This window comes from Paenibacillus sp. FSL W8-1187, assembly GCF_037965485.1.
Classification (GTDB): domain Bacteria; phylum Bacillota; class Bacilli; order Paenibacillales; family Paenibacillaceae; genus Paenibacillus_O; species Paenibacillus_O pasadenensis.
Genome location: NZ_CP150181.1, coordinates 1960463 through 1983100 on the forward strand (window position 1 = coordinate 1960463; position 22638 = coordinate 1983100).

At 62.6% G+C, this 22638-nt stretch carries 15 protein-coding genes; 13 read left to right on the forward strand and 2 right to left on the reverse strand.

The genetic code is table 11. The features are described 5' to 3' along the window. Window positions 1–32 precede the first annotated feature (32 nt). From NYE40_RS08390 to NYE40_RS08410, 5 genes are all read left to right on the forward strand, one after another. Window positions 33–1682: a glycosyltransferase gene (locus NYE40_RS08390; RefSeq protein ID WP_339279781.1), complete on the forward strand. Its 1650-nt coding sequence runs from the start codon at window positions 33–35 to the stop codon at window positions 1680–1682. After that, window positions 1673–2767 carry a UDP-N-acetylglucosamine 2-epimerase (non-hydrolyzing) gene (gene wecB, locus NYE40_RS08395; protein WP_101808857.1) on the forward strand — a complete coding sequence of 365 codons (1095 nt, stop codon included), beginning with the start codon at window positions 1673–1675 and terminating at the stop codon, window positions 2765–2767. The genes NYE40_RS08390 and wecB overlap by 10 nt, the downstream gene beginning before the upstream one ends. Further along, the gene (locus NYE40_RS08400) at window positions 2760–3743 is read left to right on the forward strand and encodes a polysaccharide biosynthesis protein (RefSeq protein ID WP_028597753.1); all 984 of its coding nucleotides are present in this window, start codon (window positions 2760–2762) and stop codon (window positions 3741–3743) included. The genes wecB and NYE40_RS08400 overlap by 8 nt, the downstream gene beginning before the upstream one ends. Then, window positions 3740–4570, forward strand: coding sequence for an SDR family oxidoreductase (locus NYE40_RS08405; protein WP_101808858.1), 831 nt, complete (start codon window positions 3740–3742; stop codon window positions 4568–4570). The genes NYE40_RS08400 and NYE40_RS08405 overlap by 4 nt, the downstream gene beginning before the upstream one ends. 843 nt (window positions 4571–5413) lie before the next feature. After that, window positions 5414–6976, forward strand: coding sequence for an NAD-dependent epimerase/dehydratase family protein (locus tag NYE40_RS08410; protein WP_339279782.1), 1563 nt, complete (start codon window positions 5414–5416; stop codon window positions 6974–6976). A 165-nt stretch (window positions 6977–7141) separates the two neighbouring features. On the opposite strand, the gene NYE40_RS08415 is transcribed toward NYE40_RS08410, so the two are convergent. Further along, a protein-coding gene (locus NYE40_RS08415; protein WP_101807520.1) for an IS3 family transposase occupies window positions 7142–8706 on the reverse strand; the annotation gives its coding sequence in 2 pieces (ribosomal slippage) (window positions 7142–8070 and window positions 8070–8706; 1566 coding nt in all). Between the two features lie 232 nt (window positions 8707–8938). On the opposite strand from NYE40_RS08415, the gene NYE40_RS08420 reads away from it, so the two are divergent. The 8 genes from NYE40_RS08420 (at window position 8939) to NYE40_RS08455 (ending at window position 20940) form a co-directional block, all read left to right on the forward strand. Then, on the forward strand, window positions 8939–10198 hold the full coding sequence (locus NYE40_RS08420) for an IS256 family transposase (RefSeq protein WP_339279783.1): 1260 nt from the start codon (window positions 8939–8941) through the stop codon (window positions 10196–10198). Between the two features lie 313 nt (window positions 10199–10511). After that, on the forward strand, window positions 10512–12170 hold the full coding sequence (locus tag NYE40_RS08425) for an extracellular solute-binding protein (protein ID WP_339279784.1): 1659 nt from the start codon (window positions 10512–10514) through the stop codon (window positions 12168–12170). 77 nt (window positions 12171–12247) lie between these two features. Continuing rightward, a complete protein-coding gene (locus NYE40_RS08430; RefSeq protein WP_101808861.1) occupies window positions 12248–13171 on the forward strand; it encodes an ABC transporter permease subunit in 924 nt (307 codons plus the stop codon). 13 nt (window positions 13172–13184) lie between these two features. After that, complete coding sequence (locus NYE40_RS08435; RefSeq protein WP_101808862.1) at window positions 13185–14066, forward strand: carbohydrate ABC transporter permease; 882 nt, start codon at window positions 13185–13187, stop codon at window positions 14064–14066. 39 nt (window positions 14067–14105) lie between these two features. Further along, the gene (locus NYE40_RS08440; protein WP_101808863.1) at window positions 14106–15233 is read left to right on the forward strand and encodes a glycoside hydrolase family 88 protein; all 1128 of its coding nucleotides are present in this window, start codon (window positions 14106–14108) and stop codon (window positions 15231–15233) included. A gap of 165 nt (window positions 15234–15398) precedes the next feature. Next, complete coding sequence (locus tag NYE40_RS08445; protein ID WP_101808864.1) at window positions 15399–17753, forward strand: helix-turn-helix domain-containing protein; 2355 nt, start codon at window positions 15399–15401, stop codon at window positions 17751–17753. 27 nt (window positions 17754–17780) lie between these two features. Continuing rightward, window positions 17781–19364: an extracellular solute-binding protein gene (locus NYE40_RS08450; RefSeq protein WP_228551371.1), complete on the forward strand. Its 1584-nt coding sequence runs from the start codon at window positions 17781–17783 to the stop codon at window positions 19362–19364. A gap of 298 nt (window positions 19365–19662) precedes the next feature. After that, on the forward strand, window positions 19663–20940 hold the full coding sequence (locus NYE40_RS08455; RefSeq protein ID WP_153783040.1) for an IS110 family transposase: 1278 nt from the start codon (window positions 19663–19665) through the stop codon (window positions 20938–20940). A gap of 816 nt (window positions 20941–21756) precedes the next feature. On the opposite strand, the gene NYE40_RS08460 is transcribed toward NYE40_RS08455, so the two are convergent. Beyond that, entirely contained in the window at window positions 21757–22551 is a 795-nt protein-coding gene (locus NYE40_RS08460; protein WP_101808866.1) for a TerC family protein, read from the reverse strand. Window positions 22552–22638: the final 87 nt, after the last annotated feature.

Genomic DNA, 22638 nt, shown 5'->3' on the forward strand with positions numbered 1-22638 from the left:
GCTGACGGCGCCGGGCAAGGAGGGCGATGAGCATGGAGTTCCGGCCGAGGCTGCTGTTCTTCTCCCATATCGGCAGTCCCGAGGCGATCACCGGCGCGGAGAAGCTGCTGCTGTCCACGATCGTCGAGCTGTCGGCCGTCGCCGACTGCACGCTCGCGGTGCCCGAGGAGGGCATCCTGTCCGGACGCGCCGCCGCCGCAGGCATCCCGGTGCGCGTGACGGGGCATGTGCCGATCTACTATTCCATGTATTTGGGGCTGCCGTCTGTTCCCGAGGAAGTCGAGGAGGGGACGGGAAGCGAGGCGATGGAGCGGCTGTACCGGCTTTTGCTGGAAATAAGGCCGCATGCGGCGTGGGTGAACACCTGCGTCCAGCCGCTGCCAGCGATCGCCGCCAAGCGGCTCGGCATCCCGGTCATCTGGTGCCTGACCGAGACGATGCGTCCGGCCGCCGGCGTCGGGCCGACGATGAAGCTCATCGAGCAGCATGCCGACCGCGTCGTCGGCATCTCCGCCTCGACGCTGAAGCCTCTCGCATCTCCGCTCGCGCTGTCCCGCTCGGAGGTGCTGCTGCCCGGCGTAGACACGGCGGCGTTCAAACCGTGGACCTGGGCGTCCAGCCGCGCCGTCCGGCGAGCCGAGCTCGGCTTGCAGGAGAAGCAGGTGCTGGTCGGGTTCATCGCCTCGCATCTGTATGAGAACAAAGGGCTGGAGCACTTCCTGGCCGCAGCCGGAATGGCGGCCGCCTCGCGGCCCGACCTGCGCTTCGTCGTCATCGGCAACCCGGTCGATGCGGAGTACGCCGCCCGCTGCGCGCGGATCGCGGACGCGGCCGGTCTGTCGGCCCGCCTCAGCTGGCTGCCGTTCGAGCCGGACGTATCGCGCGCCTATCCGGCGATGGACGTCCTGGTCGTGCCGAGCATCGTGGAGGAAGGCTTCGGCATGACGGCGCTGGAGGGGCTGCTGTTCGGCAAGCCGGTCGTCGCCTACGCCTCCGGCGGCCTCGCGGAAATTCTGCACGCGACCGGCAACGCCGACTGGCTGGCGCCGATGGGCGACTATGCCGGGCTCGCGGAGCGGATCGGGCGGCTCGCGGACAACGCGCCGCTGCGGCTCGCGACCGGAACGCGCAGCGGCGCGGCCGCGCTTGCCGTGTTCGGCATGCCGGCCTTTCGCGGACGGCTGCTGGCGAGCCTCGAGCGGCTGCGGCTGCCGCGCGAGCCGGAGTCCCGGATCGCGCACGGCTCTGGGCCGGAGCGCGGCCTGCTCGCCGGCTGGACGCTGCGGCCGATCGCAAGCCCGGAGGCGGAGGCGTCCGCCGGACTCGGCGGCGTGCCGCGAGTCCAGCTGCCGGACGGCGTGCTGGCGCTGCTGACCCGCGGCGAGCCGATCGGCTCGCCGCCTGCGGAGCCGGCGGCGGCCGCGGAGCCGCCCGCGCCGGCTTCGCCAAGCTTGGCCGGCGGCCGGAGGGAGCGGCTGCGCCGCAAGGGCCGGCTGCGCCGCGGCAAGGCCGGCGCGCGCGGCGAGCCCGGCGCGGCGAGCGCAGCCGCCCGGCCCGGCGCAGGCGTGCCGGCGGCGCCTCGCGCCGCCGCAAGATCGGCTCTGCCGGCCGCAGAGCCGGCAGGAAGAAGCGCTAGAGCATCTATTTTCAACCCGAAAGGCGGAATGGACGAATGCGAGTGATGACCGTGCTCGGCACGCGGCCGGAGATCATCCGGCTCAGCCTCATCATCGGCAAGCTCGACCGGCTGGCGGACCGGCACATCCTCGTGCATACGGGACAGAACTATACCGATTCGCTGAACGACGTGTTCTTCCGCGAGCTGGAGGTGCGTCGTCCCGACCATGTGATGGCGGGCGGCAGCCACACGCTCGGCGGCCAGCTGTCCGTCATGTTCGGCGAGATGGAGCGGCTGCTGCGCGAGGAGCGGCCGGACATCGTGCTGCTGCTCGGCGATACGAACAGCGCGCTGTGCGCGATCGTAGCGGAGCGGATGGGCATCCCGGTCGCGCATATGGAGGCCGGCAACCGCTGCTACGACCTGACCGTGCCGGAGGAGAAGAACCGCCGCATCATCGACGCCGTGTCGACGATCAACATGCCGTATACCGAGTACAGCAAGCAGAACCTGCTGCGCGAGGGCTTTCCGGCGAACCGCATCGTGCGCACCGGCAACCCGATCGGCGAGGTGATGGCGCAGTACAAGGACCGCATCGACGGAAGCGGCGTGCTGGAGCGGCTCGGCCTGCAGGAGCGGGACTATGTGCTCGTGACGACGCACCGCGCCGAGAACGTCGACGTGCCGGCCCATCTGGACGGCATCCTCGGCGGACTGAACCGGATCGCGGAGCGGCACGGCAAGCGGATCGTCTGCAGCATCCACCCGCGCACCCGCTCGCGCATCGACGCCGGCGGCACGGCGGTGCAGCCGCATCCGCTGGTCGAGTTTCATGAGCCGTTCGGCTTCTTCGACTTCGTGCGGCTGGAGCGGGACGCCTGGTGCGCGGTCAGCGACAGCGGCACGGTGCAGGAGGAATGCTGCCTGCTCGGCGTGCCGACGGTGACGATCCGCAACACGACGGAGCGTCCCGAGACGGTCGACTGCGGCAGCAACGTCGTGAGCGGCTTGCGGGCGGGCAATATCGCGGATGCGGTCGACGTCATGACGGCGCTGCCGGCAAGCTGGGGCATCCCGGCGGGATACGAGGCTTTGGACGTTTCGGACATCGTAGTGAAATATGTGCTTGGAGGGAAATGGAATGTTTGAAAACTCTCGCATCCTTGTCACCGGCGGAACCGGTTCCTGGGGGCATGAGCTGATTCGGCAGCTGCTGCCGCAAAATCCGAAGGAAATCATCGTATTCTCGCGCAGCGAGTCGGCGCAGGTGACGATGAGCCGCATGTTCGAGGATGCGCGGCTCACGTTCCGCATCGGCGACATCCGCGACCTGGAGGCGCTGACGAAGGCGACGCAAGGCGTGGACTACGTGTTCCACCTCGCCGCGCTCAAGCATGTGCCGGTGTGCGAGGAGCATCCGTACGAGGCGCTCAAGACGAACGTGCTCGGCACGCAGAACGTCATCGAGGCCGCCAACCTGAACAAGGTGAAGCGCGTCATCTACATCTCGACCGACAAGGCGGCGAACCCGTCGAACTTCTACGGCATGACCAAGGCGATCGGCGAGAAGCTGATCGTGTACGCGAACCTCGTCAGCACGGACACGAAGTTCGTCTGCGTGCGCGGCGGCAACGTGCTCGGCACGAACGGCAGCGTCATCCACCTGTTCACGAACCAGATCAAGACGAAGGGCCAGGTGCGGCTGACGGACCGCGGCATGACGCGCTTCTTCCTGACGCTCCATGACGCGATCAGCCTGCTGTTCAAGGCGTCGGAGGAAAGCCTCGGCGGCGAGATCTTCGTCATGACGATGCCGACCTGCCGCATCGAGGATCTGGCCGAGGTGCTCATGGAGGACATCGGCGTGCAGGCGGAGGTCGTCGAGACGGGCATCCGCCCCGGCGAGAAGCTGCACGAGATTCTGCTGACCGAGTTCGAGAGCAAGAGCACGGTCATTTACGACAAGGAATACCTGGTCATCCTGCCGCCGCTCGACATCCCGGGGCTTCAGCAGCGGTACAGCACGTATGACGCGGTCGACTTCGACAGCTTCTGCTCGAGCGAGAACCTGATGGACAAAGAGCAGATCCGCGACATGCTGAGGAGGGGCGGGTTCCTGCAATGAGGCTGCTCGTCCTCGGAGGCGGCGGCATGGCCGGCTCCATGATGGTCGATTACTTTCGCGGCCGGGACGGCTTCGAGCTCAGCTGGACGACGCGCGGCGGCGGGGACGGATCCCTGCCGCTCGACGCCTCCGACCTGGAGGCGGTGCGGCGCACGGTGGCGGCGGTCCGTCCCGAGCTGATCGTCAACTGCATCGGCAAGCTCAACGCCGACGCCGAGGCGCATCCGCTGGAGGCGTACGCGGTCAACGGCCTGCTGCCGCACTGGCTGGCGTTCGCCGCCGGCGAGATCGGCGCGAGGCTCATCCACATCAGCTCGGACTGCGTCTTCCTCGGCGACCGCGGCGGCTATACGGAGCTCGACCGGCCGGACGGCATCACCGTCTACGCGCGCTCCAAGGCGCTCGGCGAGGTGAACGATCCGCGCCATCTGACGATCCGCACGTCGATCATCGGGCCCGACGCCAGCCCCAAGGGCATCGGCCTGCTGCGCTGGTTCCTGGCTCAGACGGGCGAGGTGTCCGGCTACAGCCGCGTCTACTGGAACGGCGTGACGACGCTGGAGCTGGCCAAGGCGGTCGAGCATGCGGCGGCGCATCCGGAGATCGGCGGGCTCGTGCATCTGCTGGCGGCGGCTCCGGCAAGCAAGCTGGAAATGCTGGAGTGGTTCAAGGAGGCGTACGGCCGCGATGATGTTGCGATCGTGCCGGCGGCAGAGCCGGAGATCGACCGCACGCTGAGCGCGGTGCGGACCGATTGGACTTACCGGGCGCCAAGCATCCCGGACATGGTCCGCGAGCTGGCGGCATGGGAGCGGCGCGGGGGCTGATGGCCCAGTGGCGGCATGGGAGCGGCGCCCGCGAGCGAAGCCGCCCCTGCCGCACCACCCAGCTGCCGTAATTTTTGCTGCTGCAACTCCCTGCCGCCGCAATCCTTGCTGCTATAACCCCCGGCTGTTGCGCGGCCGGGCGAGGTTTGGACCGGCTTCGGCATGTCGCCGCAGCCGGTCCTTTTCCTGCTCCCGTTTTGCTTTTTCGGCGAAGGGGCAGTCCAGCGCAATCCCGCACGACATTCTCAGCGGCAAAATCTCAGCGGAAAATCATGTCGGGGGCCTGCAGCGCAAGTGGAGGGAACTCTCGGTGACGATTTGCGAATAGAATCATTCCCTTTGTGAGATTAATCACACAAACTTTGATCGATTGGAAGACATTGGAGCAGTTTATATGATTTTTCATATAAACTCAGCCTTCCTAAAATGTCAGGTGAGGATTTTGTGTAATTTATCGTACAAAGAGGTCGGAATTGATCAGTGAGCGGAGAATTTGTACGATCTTTCGTACAAAGCAGTCATGGATCATAGACCAGAGCAGTCAAGGTTCATCGATCAAAGCAGCCACGGAACATCGACGCTCGGTGCTGGCTTCTTCTCCACGTCAACCGGAGCCGTGGATGGCCGATAGTCCCCGTTTTGGAGAGGGCGATAAGCTGGCGGCGGCAAAAAAAGGATGCAACTAGCATGTTTTCGACGCATTCCGCATTTTTAGATACATCAGCGTATGGGCGGTCTTCAGCTCCAGAAGTCACGTTTGCTGCACGAGCCTTCATTCAAAGGATCGGGCCGGGCAAGCAGCGTTATGAAGCAAATGATGAGGGTCGGGAGGGGAGAGGAAGGATGATAGGGAAAGGAACGAGCAGGCGGGAAATCAGCGACTCCGGATCGTCCAGCCGCAGCATCGGGGGAACGAGCGGGCCAAAGGGAGCCGAAGCCTCCAATTGGAGAAGGTCGTCCAGCCGCAGGCTGAAAAAGGAAACGAGCGGTCACGAGACCGGCGGATCGGCAGGATGCAGGCTGGAAGAAGGCGCAGCCGGCGAGCGGAGCGAAGCGGGATCGTCCGGCCGTCGGAAGCGGCTCCTCGTCACCGGGGCGGGCGGCTTTTGCGGCTCGCATGCGGTGAGGCATTTCGCACGGGCGGGCTGGGAGATTGTCGCTTGCGTCCGTCCGGGATCGACGCCGTTCTGGGCAGACCCGGCGAAACGTCCGGACTGGTTCGTCGCTGCGGATGCCGTGGATGCGACGGATGCCATGAATGTCATGGATGCCGTGGGTGCGACGGATGCCGTGAATGCCGCCGATAGCGTAGATGCCCCGGGAGCCGAAGCTGGCGTGGATTCCTCGGATGTTTTGAATGCCTCGGATGTCTCGAATTCCTTGGACGCCCCGGACGCCCTGGACGCTTCGAATGCCGTCGATCACGCCGATGCCTCGGATGACGGCGCTCCCGGCTCATCCTCTCTCGCCTTCGCAAGCCGGCCGGGCCGCGATGAGCCGGAGTGGCTGTCTCTCGTCCGACTCGAGGCGCTCGACCTGTCGGAGCCCGGCTCGGACAGCCTGTCCGAGCTGCTGCGCCGGACGCGTCCGGACGCCGTCCTTCATCTGGCGGGGCTCAACGCCGCCGGACCTTCCTGGGCCGATCCATCCGGTTATCTGGACCTCAATCTGATGGGCACCGTCCGGCTGCTGGAGGCGGTCCGCGCTTCCGGGCATCCTTGCCGGATCGTCGTGGCCGGCTCGATGCTCGGCGGCTCGGCGGACGGTCCGCCGCCCGTCAAGCCTTTGCATCCGTACGCGCTGAGCAAAGCGATGCAGGCTCAGGCGGCGCTGGGCTGGCATGCGCTGTACGGGCTCGACGTGCTTGTCGCAATTCCTTCCAACCTCGTCGGCCCCGGCCCTTCCGCCGGCTTGAGCCGGCTGCTCGCCCGCTACGCGGCCGCTTGCGAGCGGACGGCAGCGCAGGCTGGAAATTCGGCAGAGGCCCCGCCTGCATCCGATCCATCCCTGCCAGGCCGCAGCGATGCTGTCGCCGATCTCGCTCCATCTGCAGCGGCTGAGATGCAGGCTCCGCCTCCGTTCCGTCTGTCCTCTGCCACCGAAGCGCGCGATTTTCTCGACGTGCGGGACGCCATGACAGGCTACGAGACGCTGCTGGAGCGGGGCGCCGCAGGCCGCAGCTACGCCATGGCGAGCGGCAGGATGACGCAGCTCGGCGAGCTGGCGGAGCTGTACCGGGAGCTGGCCGCCGTGCCGCTGCCGGTGGAGATCGGCGGCAGCACGGCGGCTTCGCCGGAGCCGATCGACGCCAGCGCGCTGCGCGCTCTCGGCTGGGTGCCGCGCATCCCGCTTCGCCAGTCGGCGCAGGATACGCTGGAGGACTGCCGCGCCGGCGGCAGCTCCTGAGCGCCAGCGGCGCAGGCTGCCGCCGACATTTCAGCGAACGAACGCACGCGACAGAGCGACAGAGCCGTCTTTGCTCCGCCGGCAGCTAGCTAGAAAGCTGTCCCTAAAGGTCCACTCCGCGACTGAACTGCACCCCGTCAAGTAGACAGTACAAAAAATAAAGATCTATGAAGCGGCCTTAGCCCTAAATTCAATGGGACTGAGGCCGTTTAGTTTTTTCTGCAATCGTTCGTAATTGTAAAAGTGGATGTAATCATCAATATCGTTCTTTAGCTGCTCAAAAGTTTGGTATTTATGCAAGTAGTACTTCTCACATTTCAACGTTCCCCAAAAAGATTCCATAGGACCGTTATCAATACAACGTCCGACCCGGGACATGCTCTGCTTCAGCTTAGCCTTATCCAACATTTTCTTAAAACTCGAAGACGTGTACTGGAAGCCCCGGTCGCTATGAAGGAGCGCTTTGCTTCTTGGCGCTGCCTTTAGCGCCAACTTCAATGTTTTAAACACGAGCGGATTATTATTGGAATGTCCCAGTACATAAGAAACAATCGATTTATCATGAAGGTCGAGAATGGCGCTTAAATAGGCCTTCTGACCGTTGCCATATTTAAATTCAGTGACATCCGTTAGCCACTTTTCGTTCGGTGCTTCCGCTTGAAACGCACGGTTTAATACGTTCTCAGCTACGTGCTGCGGTGTAGAACGTTCATATTTCTTTTTCTTCCTGCGAATGACGGACTGAATCCCTTTTATCTTCATCAGACGATACACGCGTTTGTGGTTAATCCGCTTCTCCGTTTGTCGACGCATATGCAGCGTTAATTGACGGTAACCGAAGGTGCCTTCAACCTTTTCATATAACGTCATCATGACCGCCGTAAGCTCCTGGTTCTCCAACTGTCGTTGGCTAGGCTTGTGACTGAGCCACTTGTAGTAGCTTGACCTTGGAATCTCCGCCACCTTGCACAGTAGCTGTATGCTAAGCGCTTCTGCCTGCTGCACGGCTTGGATAGCGAGATAAATGTTTTCCTGTCGATGTCCGCTTAGCGACGCCTCCCTTGAAACTCCTGTAACTTTTTTAAGAAAGAATTCTCCGCCCGAAGCCGCTCAACCTCGTACTCCAGTTTCTTCATGGCGAGCTTTTGCTGGTCGACCTCAGATAACTCTTCAGGTGCCTTTGTGCGCCCTCTGCCGTCTCGCAAAGCGTTCTCGCCATCTGCTTCGTACTTCTTTACCCATCCGTAAACTTGCTGATAAGAAACGTGATATTTCTCTACTGCTTTTTGATAGTTTCGATTTTGCGATAAGCAATAGATTACAATGTCCATTCGTTCTTCCCAAGTCGTTGTCCGTCCCTTTGTCATAGCGGCTCCGCCCCCGTTCTTATACGGTCTTAGACCGCTATGACTATTATACTTCTTAATCCAGTTTCGGAGCTGTGTACGGCTTGCCATATGGTACTTCCTTATGATTTCATTCTGTGAGTACTTTCCAGATAGATAATCTTGAACAGCCTGAAGTTTAAGTTCCACTGAGTAGCTCTTATTCTCTGCACGCCATGCTAACCCTTCGAATCCGTACAGTTCATAACGACGTCGCCATTCCTTCAACGTACTGACGTTAATGTTATATTTACAAGCGATGTCTCTTCGTGATCCCCGTCCTGCTTCATACTCCTTCAGAATGGCCAATTTCTCTTCTCCGCAGTACTCATTTATTTGAGACATGAAAAAACTCCCCTTGATAAACAGGTTTTTATTATTTCACCTGTCTACCTAAAGGGGAGCATATCAGACCCGAGGGGGCTTTTTTTTCGTCGAAGAAGACTTCCTCTTCGATCGAAAGTTAAGTCCATATAATTGTGTAAAATGCTCCTGACCATAAAAAGGAAAGCCATGGTAGGACTCTCGGTTAGAATGGAAGTTGTCGAGACCAACATTCCAAGGAGAGTGCCTACACATGACTCAATACCAGATTACCGTAGATCAGGACATTTTGCACCAGCTGTTTATCGGAACCGATCGGGACGCGGGAGTGGCCCGCTTGCTGGAGACGGTGCTGAATCAGGTGCTGACAGCCCAGGCGACGGATCAGCTGGCGGCGCAGACGTACGAGCGCACCAGCGAGCGCAAGGGCTACCGCAACGGCAGCTACGAGCGCGACGTCATTACCCGCGCTGGCAGCGTCACCTTGCGCGTCCCCCGGTTTCGGGACGGCTCCTTTTCTACCGAGCTTTTCGCCCGGTATCAGCGCAGCGAGCAAGCGCTGGTTCTCTCGCTCATGGAAATGGTCATCAACGGCGTGTCGACGCGCAAGGTGACTAAAATCACCGAGGAGCTGTGCGGAACCGAGTTCTCCAAGTCAACGGTCAGCCACCTGTGCAAGCAGCTGGACCCGGCTGTCCACGACTGGAACAACCGCTCTCTGGCCGACCACGCCTTCCCCTTCATCACCATCGATGCGATCTACGTGAAGGTGCGTGAAGAAGGCCGTATCTGTTCTCGAGGCGTTCTGGTGGGCTACGGCGTGAACGAGCAAGGCCGGCGTGAGATTCTGGGCCTGCGCGTTGACGACACCGAGTCGGAGGAGAGCTGGGGCGCCTACTTCCGCTGGCTGAAGGAGCGCGGCCTGCACGGCGTGGAGCTCGTCACGAGCGACTACCATGGCGGGCTGGTCAAGGCCATCGAGAAGGAGTTTCAAGGGGTCTCGTGGCAGCGGTGCCAGACGCACTTCATCAAGAACGTGCTGAACGCAGCGCCCAAAGCGCTCCAAAGCGAAATCAAGAGTCGCGTCCGATCGATCTTCGATGCGCCCGACATGAAGACGGCTCGTTCCTATCTCGAACAGACGCTTGAGGCGTATGCCGAGACAGCACCCAAAGCGATGAAAATACTGGAGGACGGGTTCGAGGACGCCGTCGCGGTGCTGGCCTTCCCGGAGGCCTACCGCGTGCGGCTGCGCACCTCCAACGGCATGGAGCGCCTGAACGGGGAGATCCGCAGGCGCGAGACGGTCATCCGCATCTTTCCCAATCGCGCTTCCGTCCTTCGCCTCATCGGAGCCATGCTCATGGAAGAGAACGAGTACTGGATGACGAAGAAGCCGTACATGGACATGACGGACTTCAAGGCGTGGAAGAAGCAGAAAGCCACTCAGGGCGCCGGCTCGGAGGAGCAGGAAACCAGCACCACCATGACGGAAGCGACGGACAGCCTATAAACCCAATTCCATTTTTTACCGAGAAGTGTTTTTACACACAATTATGGACTTGACCTCGATCGAAGGCGCGCCCCGCTTCACGCCGATCGGGCCATTTCGGCCGATCTGAATACCGATTCCGCCTATTCCTGTGCCGATATCGTCAACGCCGATGGCCGAAACGGCCGATCGTAAAGCCGAATTCGCCTCTATCGGCTCGCTGCCGCCGGAAGGTAGCCTAAGGAGGCGAGGCGCGGAGGCCGAACGGGAACATGCAAGCGCTCCCATTCCAAGGTCCGACCGTTCCCGCCACTCGAGCTGAGGGGGAAGATGAATGAACCGATGGTTGAAATCGGGCCTGTCGCTGGCGCTGGCCGGGGCGCTGCTCGCCGGCTGCACGTCCGGCGGAGGAAATGACGGAAACAACGCAGGAAGCGGAGGCCAGACCGGCGGAGCGGGAGCAGACGGCCAAGGGGCGGCTGGCGCAGCCGAGCAGACGGCCTATCCGCTGCAGACCGACAAGCAGCTCGCCTACTGGGCGGAGCTGCCCGGCAATCTCGTCGGCGTGCAGCCTTCGCTGGACGAGGTGCCTTTCTTTCAGGAATGGCAGAAGCGGACGGGCGTCAAGCTGGAATTCGCCTCGCCGCCGAGCGGGCAGGCGAAGGAGTCGCTCAACATGCTGCTCGCCTCGGGCGACCTGCCGGACCTGATCGAGTTCAACTTCCTCGACGGCTTCCCGGGCGGTCCGGAGAAGGCGATCAAGGACGGCTACATCCTGCGGCTGAACGACTACATCGACAAGTACGCGCCGAACCTCAAGCGATTCCTGCAGGACAATCCGGACATCGACAAGATGGTCAAGACGGACAGCGGCAGCTACTACGCGTTCCCGTTCATCCGGGAGGACGAGTATCTGCGCGTGTTCCAGGGGCCGATCATCCGCCAGGACTGGCTCGACGAGCTCGGACTGCCGGTGCCGGAGACGATTGACGACTGGACCGCGACGCTGCGCCAGTTCAAGGAGAAGAAGGGAGCGGCGGCGCCGCTGTCGTTCGTCAGCAAGCCGCGCTTTTTCCAGGAATCCGGCAACGGCGCGTTCCTCGGCGCGTTCGGCGTGACGCGAGGCTTCTATCAGGAGGACGGCCAGATCAAGTTCGGCCCGTCCGAGCCCGGCTTCAAGGACTATCTGGAGCTGTTCCGCGGCTGGTACGCCGAAGGGCTGATCGACAAAAACGCGGCGACGGCCGACGGCAAGGCGCTCGACGGCAACATCGTCTCCGGCGCGGCCGGGGCGACGGTCGCCAACGCCGGCGGCGGCATCGGCAAGTGGCAGCCGCTCGTCCAGGCGAAGGATCCCAAGGCGGTGCTCGCCGCAGCGCCGTACCCGGTGCTGAACAAGGGCGACAAGCCGAAGTTCGGCCAGCGCAACAACGCCTATTCGCCGGAGGGCATCGTCGCGGTCACGACCTCGGCCGAGGATCCGGAGCTCGCCGTGCGCATGCTCGATTTTGGCTACAGCGAGGAGGGACGGCTGTTCTTCAACTTCGGCACGGAGGGCGTCAGCTATGAAATGAAGGACGGTTATCCGACCTACACCGACCTGCTGATGAAAAATCCCGACAAGCTCGCGCCGGCCCAGATGATCTCGCAGTACGCGAGGGGCAGCTACAACGGGCCGTTCATTCAGGACAAGCGCTACGCCGAGCAGTTTTTCGCCCTGCAGACGCAGCGCGACGCGGTCGAGCTCTGGCAGCAGACGGACTCCGCGAGCTACAACCTGCCGCCGATCACGCCGACGGCGGAGGAAAGCTCGGAGTATGCGACGATCATGAACGACATCAATACGCTCGTCGACGAGATGACGCTCAAGATCATCCTCGGCAGCGAGCCGCTCGACGCCTATGACGATTACCTGGCGAAGATGAAGTCGCTGCGCCTCGACCGCGCCATCGAGATTCAGACGGCGGCGCTCGCCCGCTATTCTAGCCGTTGAGCCGCGAGCCGGGAAGGGGCCGTCCTCCGCAGCAGACAGGCTTCTTCCCGTCCCATGAAAAGAGGTGAACGAACCGCATGTCCGCGCCAAAATCGTTCCGGAGCCGCGCGTTGAGGGACTTTGCGATGAACAAGTACCTGTACCTCATGTTCCTGCCCGTGCTCGCCTACTACGTCGTGTTCCACTATTTCCCGATGTACGGCGCGACGATCGCCTTCAAGGACTATTCGCCGATCAAGGGCATCCTCGGCAGCGACTGGATCGGCCTGAGGCATTTCGAGGATTTTTTCCAGAGCTACTACTTCTGGCGCATCCTCAAGAACACGCTGCTCATCAGCCTATACTCGCTGCTGTTCGAATTCCCGGCGCCGATCGTGCTGGCGCTGCTCATCAACGAGGTGCGGCACCGCGCCTTCAAGCGGACCGTGCAGACGATCACCTACATGCCGTATTTCATCTCGCTCGTCGTCATCTGCGGCCTCGTCACCGACTTCACCAACGCGGACGGGCTGATCAACCGGCTGTTCGTCTGGTTCGGCTACGACGGGCAGGCGATGCTGCAGAAGCCGGAGCTGTTCCGCCCGATCTACATCCTCTCGGAAATCTGGCAGCGCATCGGCTGGGAGTCGATCATCTACATCGCCGCGCTCATGAGCATCGACCTGGAGCAGTACGAGGCGGCGCGCATGGACGGCGCGAGCCGGCTGCGGCAGATGCTCCACATCACGCTGCCGGGCATCCTGCCGACGATCGCGATCATGCTCATCCTGCGCATGGGCAACCTGCTCAACGTCGGCTTCGAGAAGATCATCCTGCTGTACAACCCGGTCACCTACGAGACGGCCGACGTCATCTCGTCGTTCGTCTATCGCAAGGGACTGCTGGAATTCGGCTGGAGCTACAGCTCCGCCGTCGGCCTGTTCAACTCGCTGATCAATCTGGCGCTGCTCGTATCGGCCAACTACTTCAGCCGCCGGTTCAGCCGCAGCAGCCTATGGTAAGGAGGGAAACGCCATGAACATCCGGACCGGCCTCGGGGACCGGCTCGTCGGAGCGGCCGTCTACGCGCTGCTCGGCCTGCTCGTGATCGTCACGCTGTACCCGCTGCTGTACGTGCTGTTCGCCTCGCTCAGCGATTCGGGCGAGCTGCTCGCCTACCGCGGCATCCTGTGGCGACCGCTCGGCTTCAGCCTCGAGGCGTACCGCAGCGTGCTGGACAATCCGGCGATCGCGATCGGCTACCGCAACACGCTGTTCATCGTCGTCGCCGGCGTCGCGGTCAACCTGATCCTGACGGCGATGGGCGCGTACGTGCTCTCCCGCAAGAACGTGATGTGGAACGGCGTCCTCATGTTCCTCCTCGTGTTCACGATGTTTTTCGGCGGCGGGCTCGTCCCGCTCTATCTCGTCGTCAAAGGCGCCGGCCTGCTCGACTCGCTCTGGTCGACGATCGTGCCGTTCGCCGTCAGCACGTTCAACCTGATCATCATGCGGACGTCCTTCATGGGCATCCCCGACAGCCTGGAGGAATCGGCCAAGATCGACGGGGCGAGCCACTTCACCATCCTGCTGCGCATCATCCTGCCGCTGTCGATGCCGGTCATCGCCGTCATGATCCTGTACTACGCGGTGGACAAATGGAACGGCTGGTTCTACGCCTCGATCTTCATCAAGAGCCGGGAGCTGTTCCCGCTGCAGCTCGTGCTGCGGGAGATCCTGATCGCCAATGCGACCGACAGCATGTCGGCGGGGGCGTCGGCGGGAGACCGGCATCAGATCGGCGAGACGATCAAGTACGCGACGATCATGGTCGCGACGGTGCCGATCCTGTGCGTCTATCCGTTCGTACAGCGCTTTTTCGTCAAGGGCGTCATGGTCGGGTCGCTGAAGGGCTGAGCGCGCGGCGGGCCAGCCGCTTAAAAGGAGGAATCACACATGGAGACAAAGAGGAATCAAGCTCCGGATGCCGCCGCCATGAGCCGCGAGGCGCTGCAGGCGGTCGGCGTCATGCTGGAACGCATCGGGAGCCGCTCGCCGCATCGGGCCGGAGCGGACGGGAAGTATGACGACGGGCCGATCGACTGGTGGACGTCCGGCTTCTGGCCGGGACTGCTCTGGCTCGCCTATGACGGGACCGGCGAGCAGCGGTTCCGGGAAGCGGCGTGGAGCTGGGACGAGCGGCTGGAGCGGCGTCTCATCGAGCCGAACGGCTTTCATCACGATCTCGGCTTCCAGTTCCTGACGACCGCCGTCGCCAAGCACAAGCTGACCGGCGACGAGGAGGCGCGCCGCCGCGCGCTGCTCGCCGCGGATCTGCTGGCGGGACGCTTCAACCTCAAGGGCAGCTTCCTGCGCGCCTGGAACGGCGACCGCGCCGGGTGGTCGATCGTCGACTCGGCGATGAACCTGTCGCTGCTGTTCTGGGCTTCGGCCGAGAGCGGCGATCCCCGCTATGCACATATCGCCGAAGCCCATGCCGACATGATGCTGCGGCAGTTCCTGCGCGAGGACGGCTCGGCGTACCATATCGTCTCGTTCGATCCGGCGACGGGCCGACGCATCGAGGCGCTCGGGGGCCAAGGGGACGCGCCGGAGTCCGCATGGAGCCGGGGGGCGGCCTGGGCGCTCTACGGCATGGCCAACGCGTTCCGGTGGACCGGCAAGAGGGACTACCTGGAGGCGTCGCGGCGGACGGCGGCGTATTTTGTAGGCCAGCTGCCGGACGATCGGGTGCCGCACTGGGACTTCCGCGCCGACCGCTCTGCCGGCGAGCCGCCGCGCGACAGCTCGGCCGCGGCGATCGCCGCCTCGGGACTGCTCGAGCTGGCCGCCCTGGATCACGGAGCGGACGGCGGGCGCTGGCGGGACGAGGCGGAGGCGATGCTACGCTCGCTTCGCGGCGGATACGCCGCCTGGCGCGTCGACGGCCACGAGGCGCTGCTGCTGCATGGCACGGGACACAAGCCGGCCGGACAGAACGTCGACGTCTCGCTCATCTACGGCGATTACTTTTATGTCGAGGCGCTCGCCAAGCTCGGCGGGTCGACGCTTCGCCTGTTCTAGCGTCTTCCAGCCCGCGCGGCCCCGTCCGCAGCGGGCTTTTTGACGATTTGATCGATGCCGCCGCGCATATTGCGCATTCCATCCGGCCGGCATTTATCGGTATAATAAAGCTCCGCATCCGCGGCCGATCCGCTCGGCATATCGAGCTTGCAGGAGATGAGAGGGTTGAACAAGATCCGCCGACTATGGAACAAGCGAAGAAGCGTCGTTGTCGCCTGGCTGCTGTCCTACAGCGCCGTGCTGCTGCTGCCGATCCTCATCAGCTTCGTCAACGCCGCCGCGGCCGACCGGGCGCTGCAGAGCGAGATCCACCGCGCCAACGACTCGCTGCTGGAGCAGGTGCGCTACACGATGGACAAGCAGATCGACCTCATGAAGCGGCTCAGCATGGAAATAGCCTGGAACGACAAGCTCCAGACGCTGATGTACTCGAGCCAGTCGGCGCGGGAGGCGCCGTACACGGCCTATCAGCTGAGCGACGAGTTCCGGATGTACAAGACGTCATACGCCTCGATCGCGGAATTCTACGTCGTCTGGGAGCGGGGCGACTCCGTCATCCGTCCGGGCAACATCCGCGACGCCGAGACGGCTTATCGCACGATCCATAATTCGAAAGCGCTGTCATTCGAGAAGTGGAAAGCCGAGACGCAGCGGGAAGGGCCGGGACGCTTCATCGAGCTGCCGCGCTCGGACGCGGGCAAGGAGCAAAGCTCGATCGCCTACGTCTACCGCCTGCCGGACGGCCTGAACGGAAAGCTCACCGGCGCGGTCGTCGTCATGGCGGACAGCTCCGGCTTCCAGGCCGACTTCGAAAGCATCTCCGGCCTGGGCGGCGGCGTGCTGCTCATGCTCGATCCGGACGGGCGGCCGCTGCTGACCAATCGGCCGGACGCCCCGGAGCTGCAGGCGTTCCTCGGCGCGGACGGCCGCGTCAGCCTCGCCGAGGGCAAGGCCGGAGACGCCGAGCTGTTCCACATTCGCTCCGCCGTCTCTGGCCTCCGATATGCGCTCATCATTCCGAGCTCGCTCTATTGGGAGAAAGCGGAATACGTGCGCCGCTTCACGGCGAGCAGCATCGCGGTCAGCCTGCTTGGCGCCGGCGTGCTGACGTGGTTTTTCCTGCGGCGGAACTATTCGCCGATCCGCGGCCTCGTCCGCTCGATCGACGAGCGGGAAGCCGACGTTCCGGAGGGGCGCGCCGAGGGCAATGAGCTCAAGCGCATCGAGCAGGCGATCCGGCGCGCGCGCAGCGAGAAGGAGCGGATCGCCGAGCAGCTGCAGAAGCATCAGCAGGTGCTGCGGGCAAACATGCTGCAGCGGCTGTTCAAGGGCAGGCTCGATACGCCGGTCAGCTACGAGGAGGCATTCCGCTCGTTCCGCATGCCGTTGCGCTCGGACCGGTTCGCCGTGCTGCTGCTCGCGCTGGAGAACGAGGACAGCCTGCACGAGACGCTGTCCGGCATCGAGGCGGCGGAGCGCCGGCGGCTCATCCCGTTCATCATCGCCAACGTTGTCGAGGAGCTGTGCGCCAAGGCGGGCCATGCCGGCTACATGGCAGAGTCGGATGACCTGCACGCCTGCCTCGTCAGCCTCCGTCCGGATGCCGCGGACGCGGAAGCCGAGCTGCGGGCGGCCGCTTCCGAGGCGCAAGCGTTCCTGCGGCGGTACGGGATGGAGCTGACCGTGTCGATCGGCGGCATCCACGGCGGCTGGGCGGGCGTCGCAGTCGCCTATCAGGAGGCGGTGGACGCGATGGAGTATCGGATGCTGCTCGGCAAGACGGGCATCCTCTCTTACCGAGACATCCGCATGGAGAGCCGAGCTCCATCCGGCAAAGGCTACGACTATCCGCTCCAGGAGGAGCAGCAGCTTATCAATATCATCAAAGCGGGGGATCTGGAGCAGGCCGCGGCCTGCATGGACGAGATCGCGGAGCGCAACTTCGGCAATGCTCCGCTGTCGCTCGGGATGGCGCGCTGCCTCATGTTCAACCTGCTCGCGACGATGCTCAAGGCGATCCATGAGCTCGGCGAGGGCGAGGAGCGGGTGCTCGAGGAGCATCCCGGCTGGATGGAGCGGATCATGGCCAGCACGACGTTCGGGGAGATGCAGGAGGAGCTGCTGCGGCTGCTGGCGGAGGTGTGCGCGATCGCCCGGACGCGCCGCGACGCGCAGGTCTCGCAGGAGCGGCAGCGTTCGCTGCGAGAGCTTGTCGCCGGCGTCAACCGCTTCATCGAGGCCAACTACATGGACGCCAGCTTGAATGTGAATGGCATCGGCGAGCAGTTCGCGATGAAGGGCAGCTATCTGTCGCGGCTGTACCGCAGCCAGACGGGGGAAGGGCTGCTCGATTCCATTCACCGCACCCGCATCTCCCGCGCCAAGCTGCTGATCGAAGGCAAGCGGGAGTCGATCAGCGAGATCTCGCGGCAGGTCGGGTACAACGATTCGGCGACGTTCATCCGCGTGTTCAAGAAGTACGAGGGCATCACGCCAGGCAAGTACCGCGAGCTGGCATAAGGCAGCGGCGACAAGGGAGGAATGACGATGAGCCATCGCAACCGGCGCTTGGCGGCGCTGCTGCTGGCGGCAGCGCTGCTGTCTTCCTGCACGCGCTCCGGCCCGGAGCCGGTCGGTCCGGACCGATCGGAGGACGAGCCGCTCTCCTACTGGGCGGAGCTGAACGGCAACGCCGCGAGCGCCCGCTCGCGCATCGCCGAGGTTCCATTTTTCGACGATTGGCAGGAGAGGACAGGCGTCAGGCTGAAGTTCGTGCAGCCGCCATCCAACCAGGGGCGGGAAGCGATCAGCGTACTGCTCGCCTCGGACGACGTGCCGGATCTGATCGAGTACGAGTGGATCAACTATCCCGGCGGTCCGGAGAAGGCGATCCAGGACGGCCATATCCTGCGGCTGAACGAGGCGATGGAGAAGCATGCGCCGAACCTGACCCGCTATTTGCGGGAACATCCGGACATCGACAAGCTCGTGCGGACGGCGGACGGGAGCTACTACGCCTTTCCGTTCATCCGGGGAGACGAGCGGCTGCTGACCTATCAAGGGCCGATCGTGCGGAAGGATTGGCTGGACGAGCTTGGCCTGCCAGTCCCGGAGACGATCGGCGACTGGGAGCAGGCGCTGACCGCCTTCAAGGAGCGCAAGGGCGCGCAAGCGCCGCTGACGCTGCTCGGGACGACGAATCCGCTGAACGGCGTCGAGGGCGGGGCGTTCATCGGCGCCTTCGGCATCGCCAAGGGGTTTTATGTGGAGGAGGGGAAGGTACGGTTCGGACCGGCGGAGCCCGGCTACCGGGACTTTCTGCAGCTGATGCGGAGCTGGTACGAAAAGGGCTTGCTCGACCCGAACTTCGCGGCTGTGGACTCCGTCACGCAGGACGCCTCGATGACGTCGGGACGCAGCGGGGCGAGCGTATGGAACGCCGGCGCCGGCATCGGCAGCTGGCTGCCGATGCTGCGCAAGCAGGACTCGGACGCCGAGCTGGCCGCGGCGCCGTATCCGGTGCTGCGCCGCGGCGATCGCCCCAAGTTCGGGCAGCGCGCCCCGGCCGTCGGACCGAGCGGAGCGGTAGCCGTATCGGCGCGCAGCGAGCGCGTCGAAGAGGCGGTGCGGCTGATGGACTTCGGCTATGGCGAGGAAGGGCATATGCTGTTCAATTTCGGCGCGGAGGGCAAAAGCTACGAGCTGCGCGGCGGCTACCCCGCCTATACGGACCTGATTTTCGCCAACCCGGAGCAGCTGTCGATGCCCCAGACGCTGGCGATGTACACGCGGGCCAGCTACTTCGGCCCGTTCGTGCAGGACATCCGCTACCAAGAGCAGTATTTCCGGCTGCCGGAGCAGCGGGAGGCGGTGCGCATCTGGTCGAATACCGATGCGGAAGAGCATGCTCTTCCGAACTTGCCGCTTACGGAGCGGGAAAGCCTGGAGCTGTCCGCGATCATGCAGGAGGTCCAGGCGGCCGTCGACGAGATGTCGCTCAAGCTCGTTCTCGGCATCGAGCCGATGGCGGCGTTTGAAAGCTGGCGCGGCCGGCTGGAGGCGCTCGGGATCGGCCGCGCGCTGGCGATCCAGCAGCAGGCTCTGGAGCGGTATGAAGGAGCCGCGCGTTAAGCGGTGAACAGGCCCTGAACGTGAATCCTAGGCATGAAAGTGCCTTGGATCCGCCGGAATCCGGCCCGAAACATGAATTCAAGGCATAAAAGTGCCTTGGATCCGCCGGAATCCGGCTCGAAACGTGAATCCAAGGCATAAAAGTGCCTTGGATTCGCTGGGAACTGGCCCGAAACGTGAATCCAAACATTCCTGTATAAGCTAAGAAATGAGCTTGGACACAAAAAGGAACGCTCCTATAAGATGAGGTTGCGACGGGTCAGAGCCCTAATAACTCATCTAAAGGAGACGTTCCACTATGAAGTTTACTCGAAAGCACTCGGTTGATCAACGTTTGGATCAAATGACCGAAAAGCATGTTATCGTCGGCATTGACATCGCGAAGGACAAGCATGCCGCCCGGATGACCAATTTCCGTGGTCGGACCTTGACACCACGCCATTACGCTTTCACCAATGACGCCCACGGATTCGAGCAGCTGCTGCAATGGTTGAATCAAGCAATGCAGAAGCACTGCCTCTCCACCGCAATCGTCGGCATGGAGCCCACGGGACACTACTGGTTCAATCTGGCTCATTGGCTGCTGGAGCGCGGGATCAAGGTCGTTCTGGTCAATCCCGCCCTCACCCGTCGGCACAAGGAAGACCGCGACAACAGTCCCGCCAAGAACGACCCGAAAGATGCGCTCGTCATCGCGGATGTCGTAACACGAGGGTACTACACCGAGTATACGCCGCAGGACGAGAGGTTTGGTCGGTTGAAAAGCGCCGTTCTTCATCGTGACATGCTGGTTCGGAATCAGACGCAGACGGGAAACCGGATCGTGCGCTGGATCGACCTGTACTTTCCTGAATACTCGACGGTGTTCAAGAACTGGGACGGCGTGCGTTCTCTAGCTACGCTCAAGTCGCTCCAGCTGCCGAAAGAACTTCGCCGATGGAGCGTGGACGATTTCATCCGGCATTGGGGCGAGCAAGGCTTGCAGCGGCCTGGGGGCGTCAGCGGGCGAAAACGGGCAGCAGAGCTGATTCAAGCGGCCTCTGGCAGCATTGGCGACTGTCGAGCGCCGGAGGAGGCCATCTTGACGCTGAGCCACTTGCTGGAGATGTACGAGCTGGGCAAGCGCCAGATCGAAGCCGTCGACCAGCGTCTGGAAGAGCTGCTGCGCGACCTGCCGCAGGCCGAGCAGCTGGCCAGTCTGGGCAGCGGCATGGGACCAACGGTTCAAGCAGCCCTACTTGGGCTCGCGGGCGACTTGAGCTCCTACCGCCACGGCAATCAGCTGTTGAACCGCGCTGGTCTTAGTTTGGCGACGCAACGTTCCGGCACGTACAAGGGACAAGTCAAGCTGACCAAACGAGGCGACAGCCTACTGCGAAAAGTCCTGTTTCTAGCCGTGCTCTGTCTGGTGAAAGACCATCCGGAATTCAAAACCTGCCATGAACGAAACCAGGCTCAAGGAATGGCCAGAAAGAAATCCATTATTTGTCTGATCGGCAAACTGGCTCGAATGCTCGTCGCAATGGCAAATAAAGGGGAACGATACCGCCCCAACCTAGAGTCGAACGCAGCCTAGTCGAACCAGCAGGCGAGCTCCTCCACACGCCACACCATTGTCATTTACGAATGCTGACCCGTTCGCGGGATTTTACACGGAAACGCACCGAGAGAACCGAGTTTTTTATGCAATAGGGCCCAGACCCGTTATCCAAAACGAATCGGCCTCCACGCTTTGGCCAGGTGAAACGAAGGAATGTGAGGGCATAGACCCGTAGAGATCTGGGAGGGTGAACCGCCAAAGGACAAGTGGAAGAGGGTGCGACAAAACCGCTCCTGCCGAGGTTCGTGATTCACGGACTTCTGTTCCCGCCTGCCCTAAAAGCGGCCCACAACCGTCTCTCGGTCCATCTTCTTCGGTTTCAAGCCTACCGTCTCGAAAGAGAATCGTGTGAAATCCTGCGAACGAGTGAGCATTCGTGAGAAAACCTCTTAATTATGAGGGAGGCATAAAAGTGCCTTGGATCCGCCGGAATCCGGCTCGAAACGTGAATCCAAGGCATAAAAGTGCCTTGGATTCGCTGGGAACTGGCCCGAAACATGAATTCAAGGCATAAAAGTGCCTTGGATCCGCCGGAATCCGGCTCGAAACGTGAATCCAAGGCATAAAAGTGCCTTGGATTCGCTGGGAACTGGCCCGAAACATGAATTCAAGGCATAAAAGTGCCTTGGATCCGCCGGAATCCGGCTCGAAACGTGAATCCAAGGCATAAAAGTGCCTTGGATTCGCTGGGAACAGGCCCGAAACGTGAATCCTAGGCATGAAAGTGCCTTGGATTCGCCGGAATCCGGCCCGAAAAAAATCCAAGGCATAAATATGCCTTGGATTTCGTTGCTAAACCGGCTCCGTCCCGGCCGCCCCCGACTCCGGACTCTGCGGAGGCTTCTTTTCCTTGGACAGGAACCAGCCGCCGATCGCGATCCCCAGCAGCACGCCCCAGAATACGATTTTCCAGCCGAGGCTTTTGGGGAACTTCTCGGACAGCACGCCGACATCGGGATGGGACAGCGTATACACCGCCAGCTTGATGCCGACCCAGCCGACGATGGCAAACGCGGCCGTCTCGAGCCCCGGCCGGCTGACGAGCAGCCGCCCGAAGTACGAGGCGGCGAAGCGCATGATGACGAGGCCGATGATGCCGCCCGCCAAAATGACGGCGAACTGAGCGCCGTCGAGGCCGCCGATGCGGGGGAACGTCGTCGGCGGCAGCGTGATCGCCAGCGCGACCGCGGCGAGGATGGCGTCGACGGCGAAGGCGATGTCCGCCAGCTCGACCTTGAGCACGGTCACCCAGAAGTTCTCCTGCTTTTTCTCCGCTTCCTGCTTGTTCTTCTCCTGCTTCACGAACAGCCGCTTGGCCATGTGGCTGATCGAGATGTAGAGCAGGTACGCGGCGCCGATCGCCTGCACATACCAGACGTTGGCGAGGAACGAGATGAGGAACAGCGAGGCGAAGCGGAACACGAAGGCTCCGGCCAAGCCGTAGAACAGCGCCTTCTTGCGCTGCTTTTCCGGCAGATGCTTGACCATGATCGAGATGACCAGCGCGTTGTCCGCCGCGAGGATGCCCTCGAGCCCGATCAGCACGACCAGCACCCACAAATACTCCAGAAGAACGGCCGAGCTCATGAACGTCGCGCTCCTTCCGCGCCGCGCGGTTGACGCGGCTTTTTGGCTAGCTTCCGCAGCGCAGGGAATTCTTATGCGGTCGATTGC

What these genes read in the sequence shown, in the direction of transcription:
- NYE40_RS08460 (WP_101808866.1), bottom strand. Translation starts at nt 22,551, where the DNA reads ATGAGCTCGGCCGTTCTTCTGGAGTATTTGTGGGTGCTGGTCGTGCTG.
- wecB (WP_101808857.1), top strand. Translation starts at nt 1,673, where the DNA reads ATGCGAGTGATGACCGTGCTCGGCACGCGGCCGGAGATCATCCGGCTC.
- NYE40_RS08405 (WP_101808858.1), top strand. Translation starts at nt 3,740, where the DNA reads ATGAGGCTGCTCGTCCTCGGAGGCGGCGGCATGGCCGGCTCCATGATG.
- NYE40_RS08440 (WP_101808863.1), top strand. Translation starts at nt 14,106, where the DNA reads ATGGAGACAAAGAGGAATCAAGCTCCGGATGCCGCCGCCATGAGCCGC.
- NYE40_RS08450 (WP_228551371.1), top strand. Translation starts at nt 17,781, where the DNA reads ATGAGCCATCGCAACCGGCGCTTGGCGGCGCTGCTGCTGGCGGCAGCG.
- NYE40_RS08430 (WP_101808861.1), top strand. Translation starts at nt 12,248, where the DNA reads ATGTCCGCGCCAAAATCGTTCCGGAGCCGCGCGTTGAGGGACTTTGCG.
- NYE40_RS08410 (WP_339279782.1), top strand. Translation starts at nt 5,414, where the DNA reads ATGATAGGGAAAGGAACGAGCAGGCGGGAAATCAGCGACTCCGGATCG.
- NYE40_RS08455 (WP_153783040.1), top strand. Translation starts at nt 19,663, where the DNA reads ATGAAGTTTACTCGAAAGCACTCGGTTGATCAACGTTTGGATCAAATG.
- NYE40_RS08435 (WP_101808862.1), top strand. Translation starts at nt 13,185, where the DNA reads ATGAACATCCGGACCGGCCTCGGGGACCGGCTCGTCGGAGCGGCCGTC.
- NYE40_RS08390 (WP_339279781.1), top strand. Translation starts at nt 33, where the DNA reads ATGGAGTTCCGGCCGAGGCTGCTGTTCTTCTCCCATATCGGCAGTCCC.
- NYE40_RS08425 (WP_339279784.1), top strand. Translation starts at nt 10,512, where the DNA reads ATGAACCGATGGTTGAAATCGGGCCTGTCGCTGGCGCTGGCCGGGGCG.
- NYE40_RS08420 (WP_339279783.1), top strand. Translation starts at nt 8,939, where the DNA reads ATGACTCAATACCAGATTACCGTAGATCAGGACATTTTGCACCAGCTG.
- NYE40_RS08400 (WP_028597753.1), top strand. Translation starts at nt 2,760, where the DNA reads ATGTTTGAAAACTCTCGCATCCTTGTCACCGGCGGAACCGGTTCCTGG.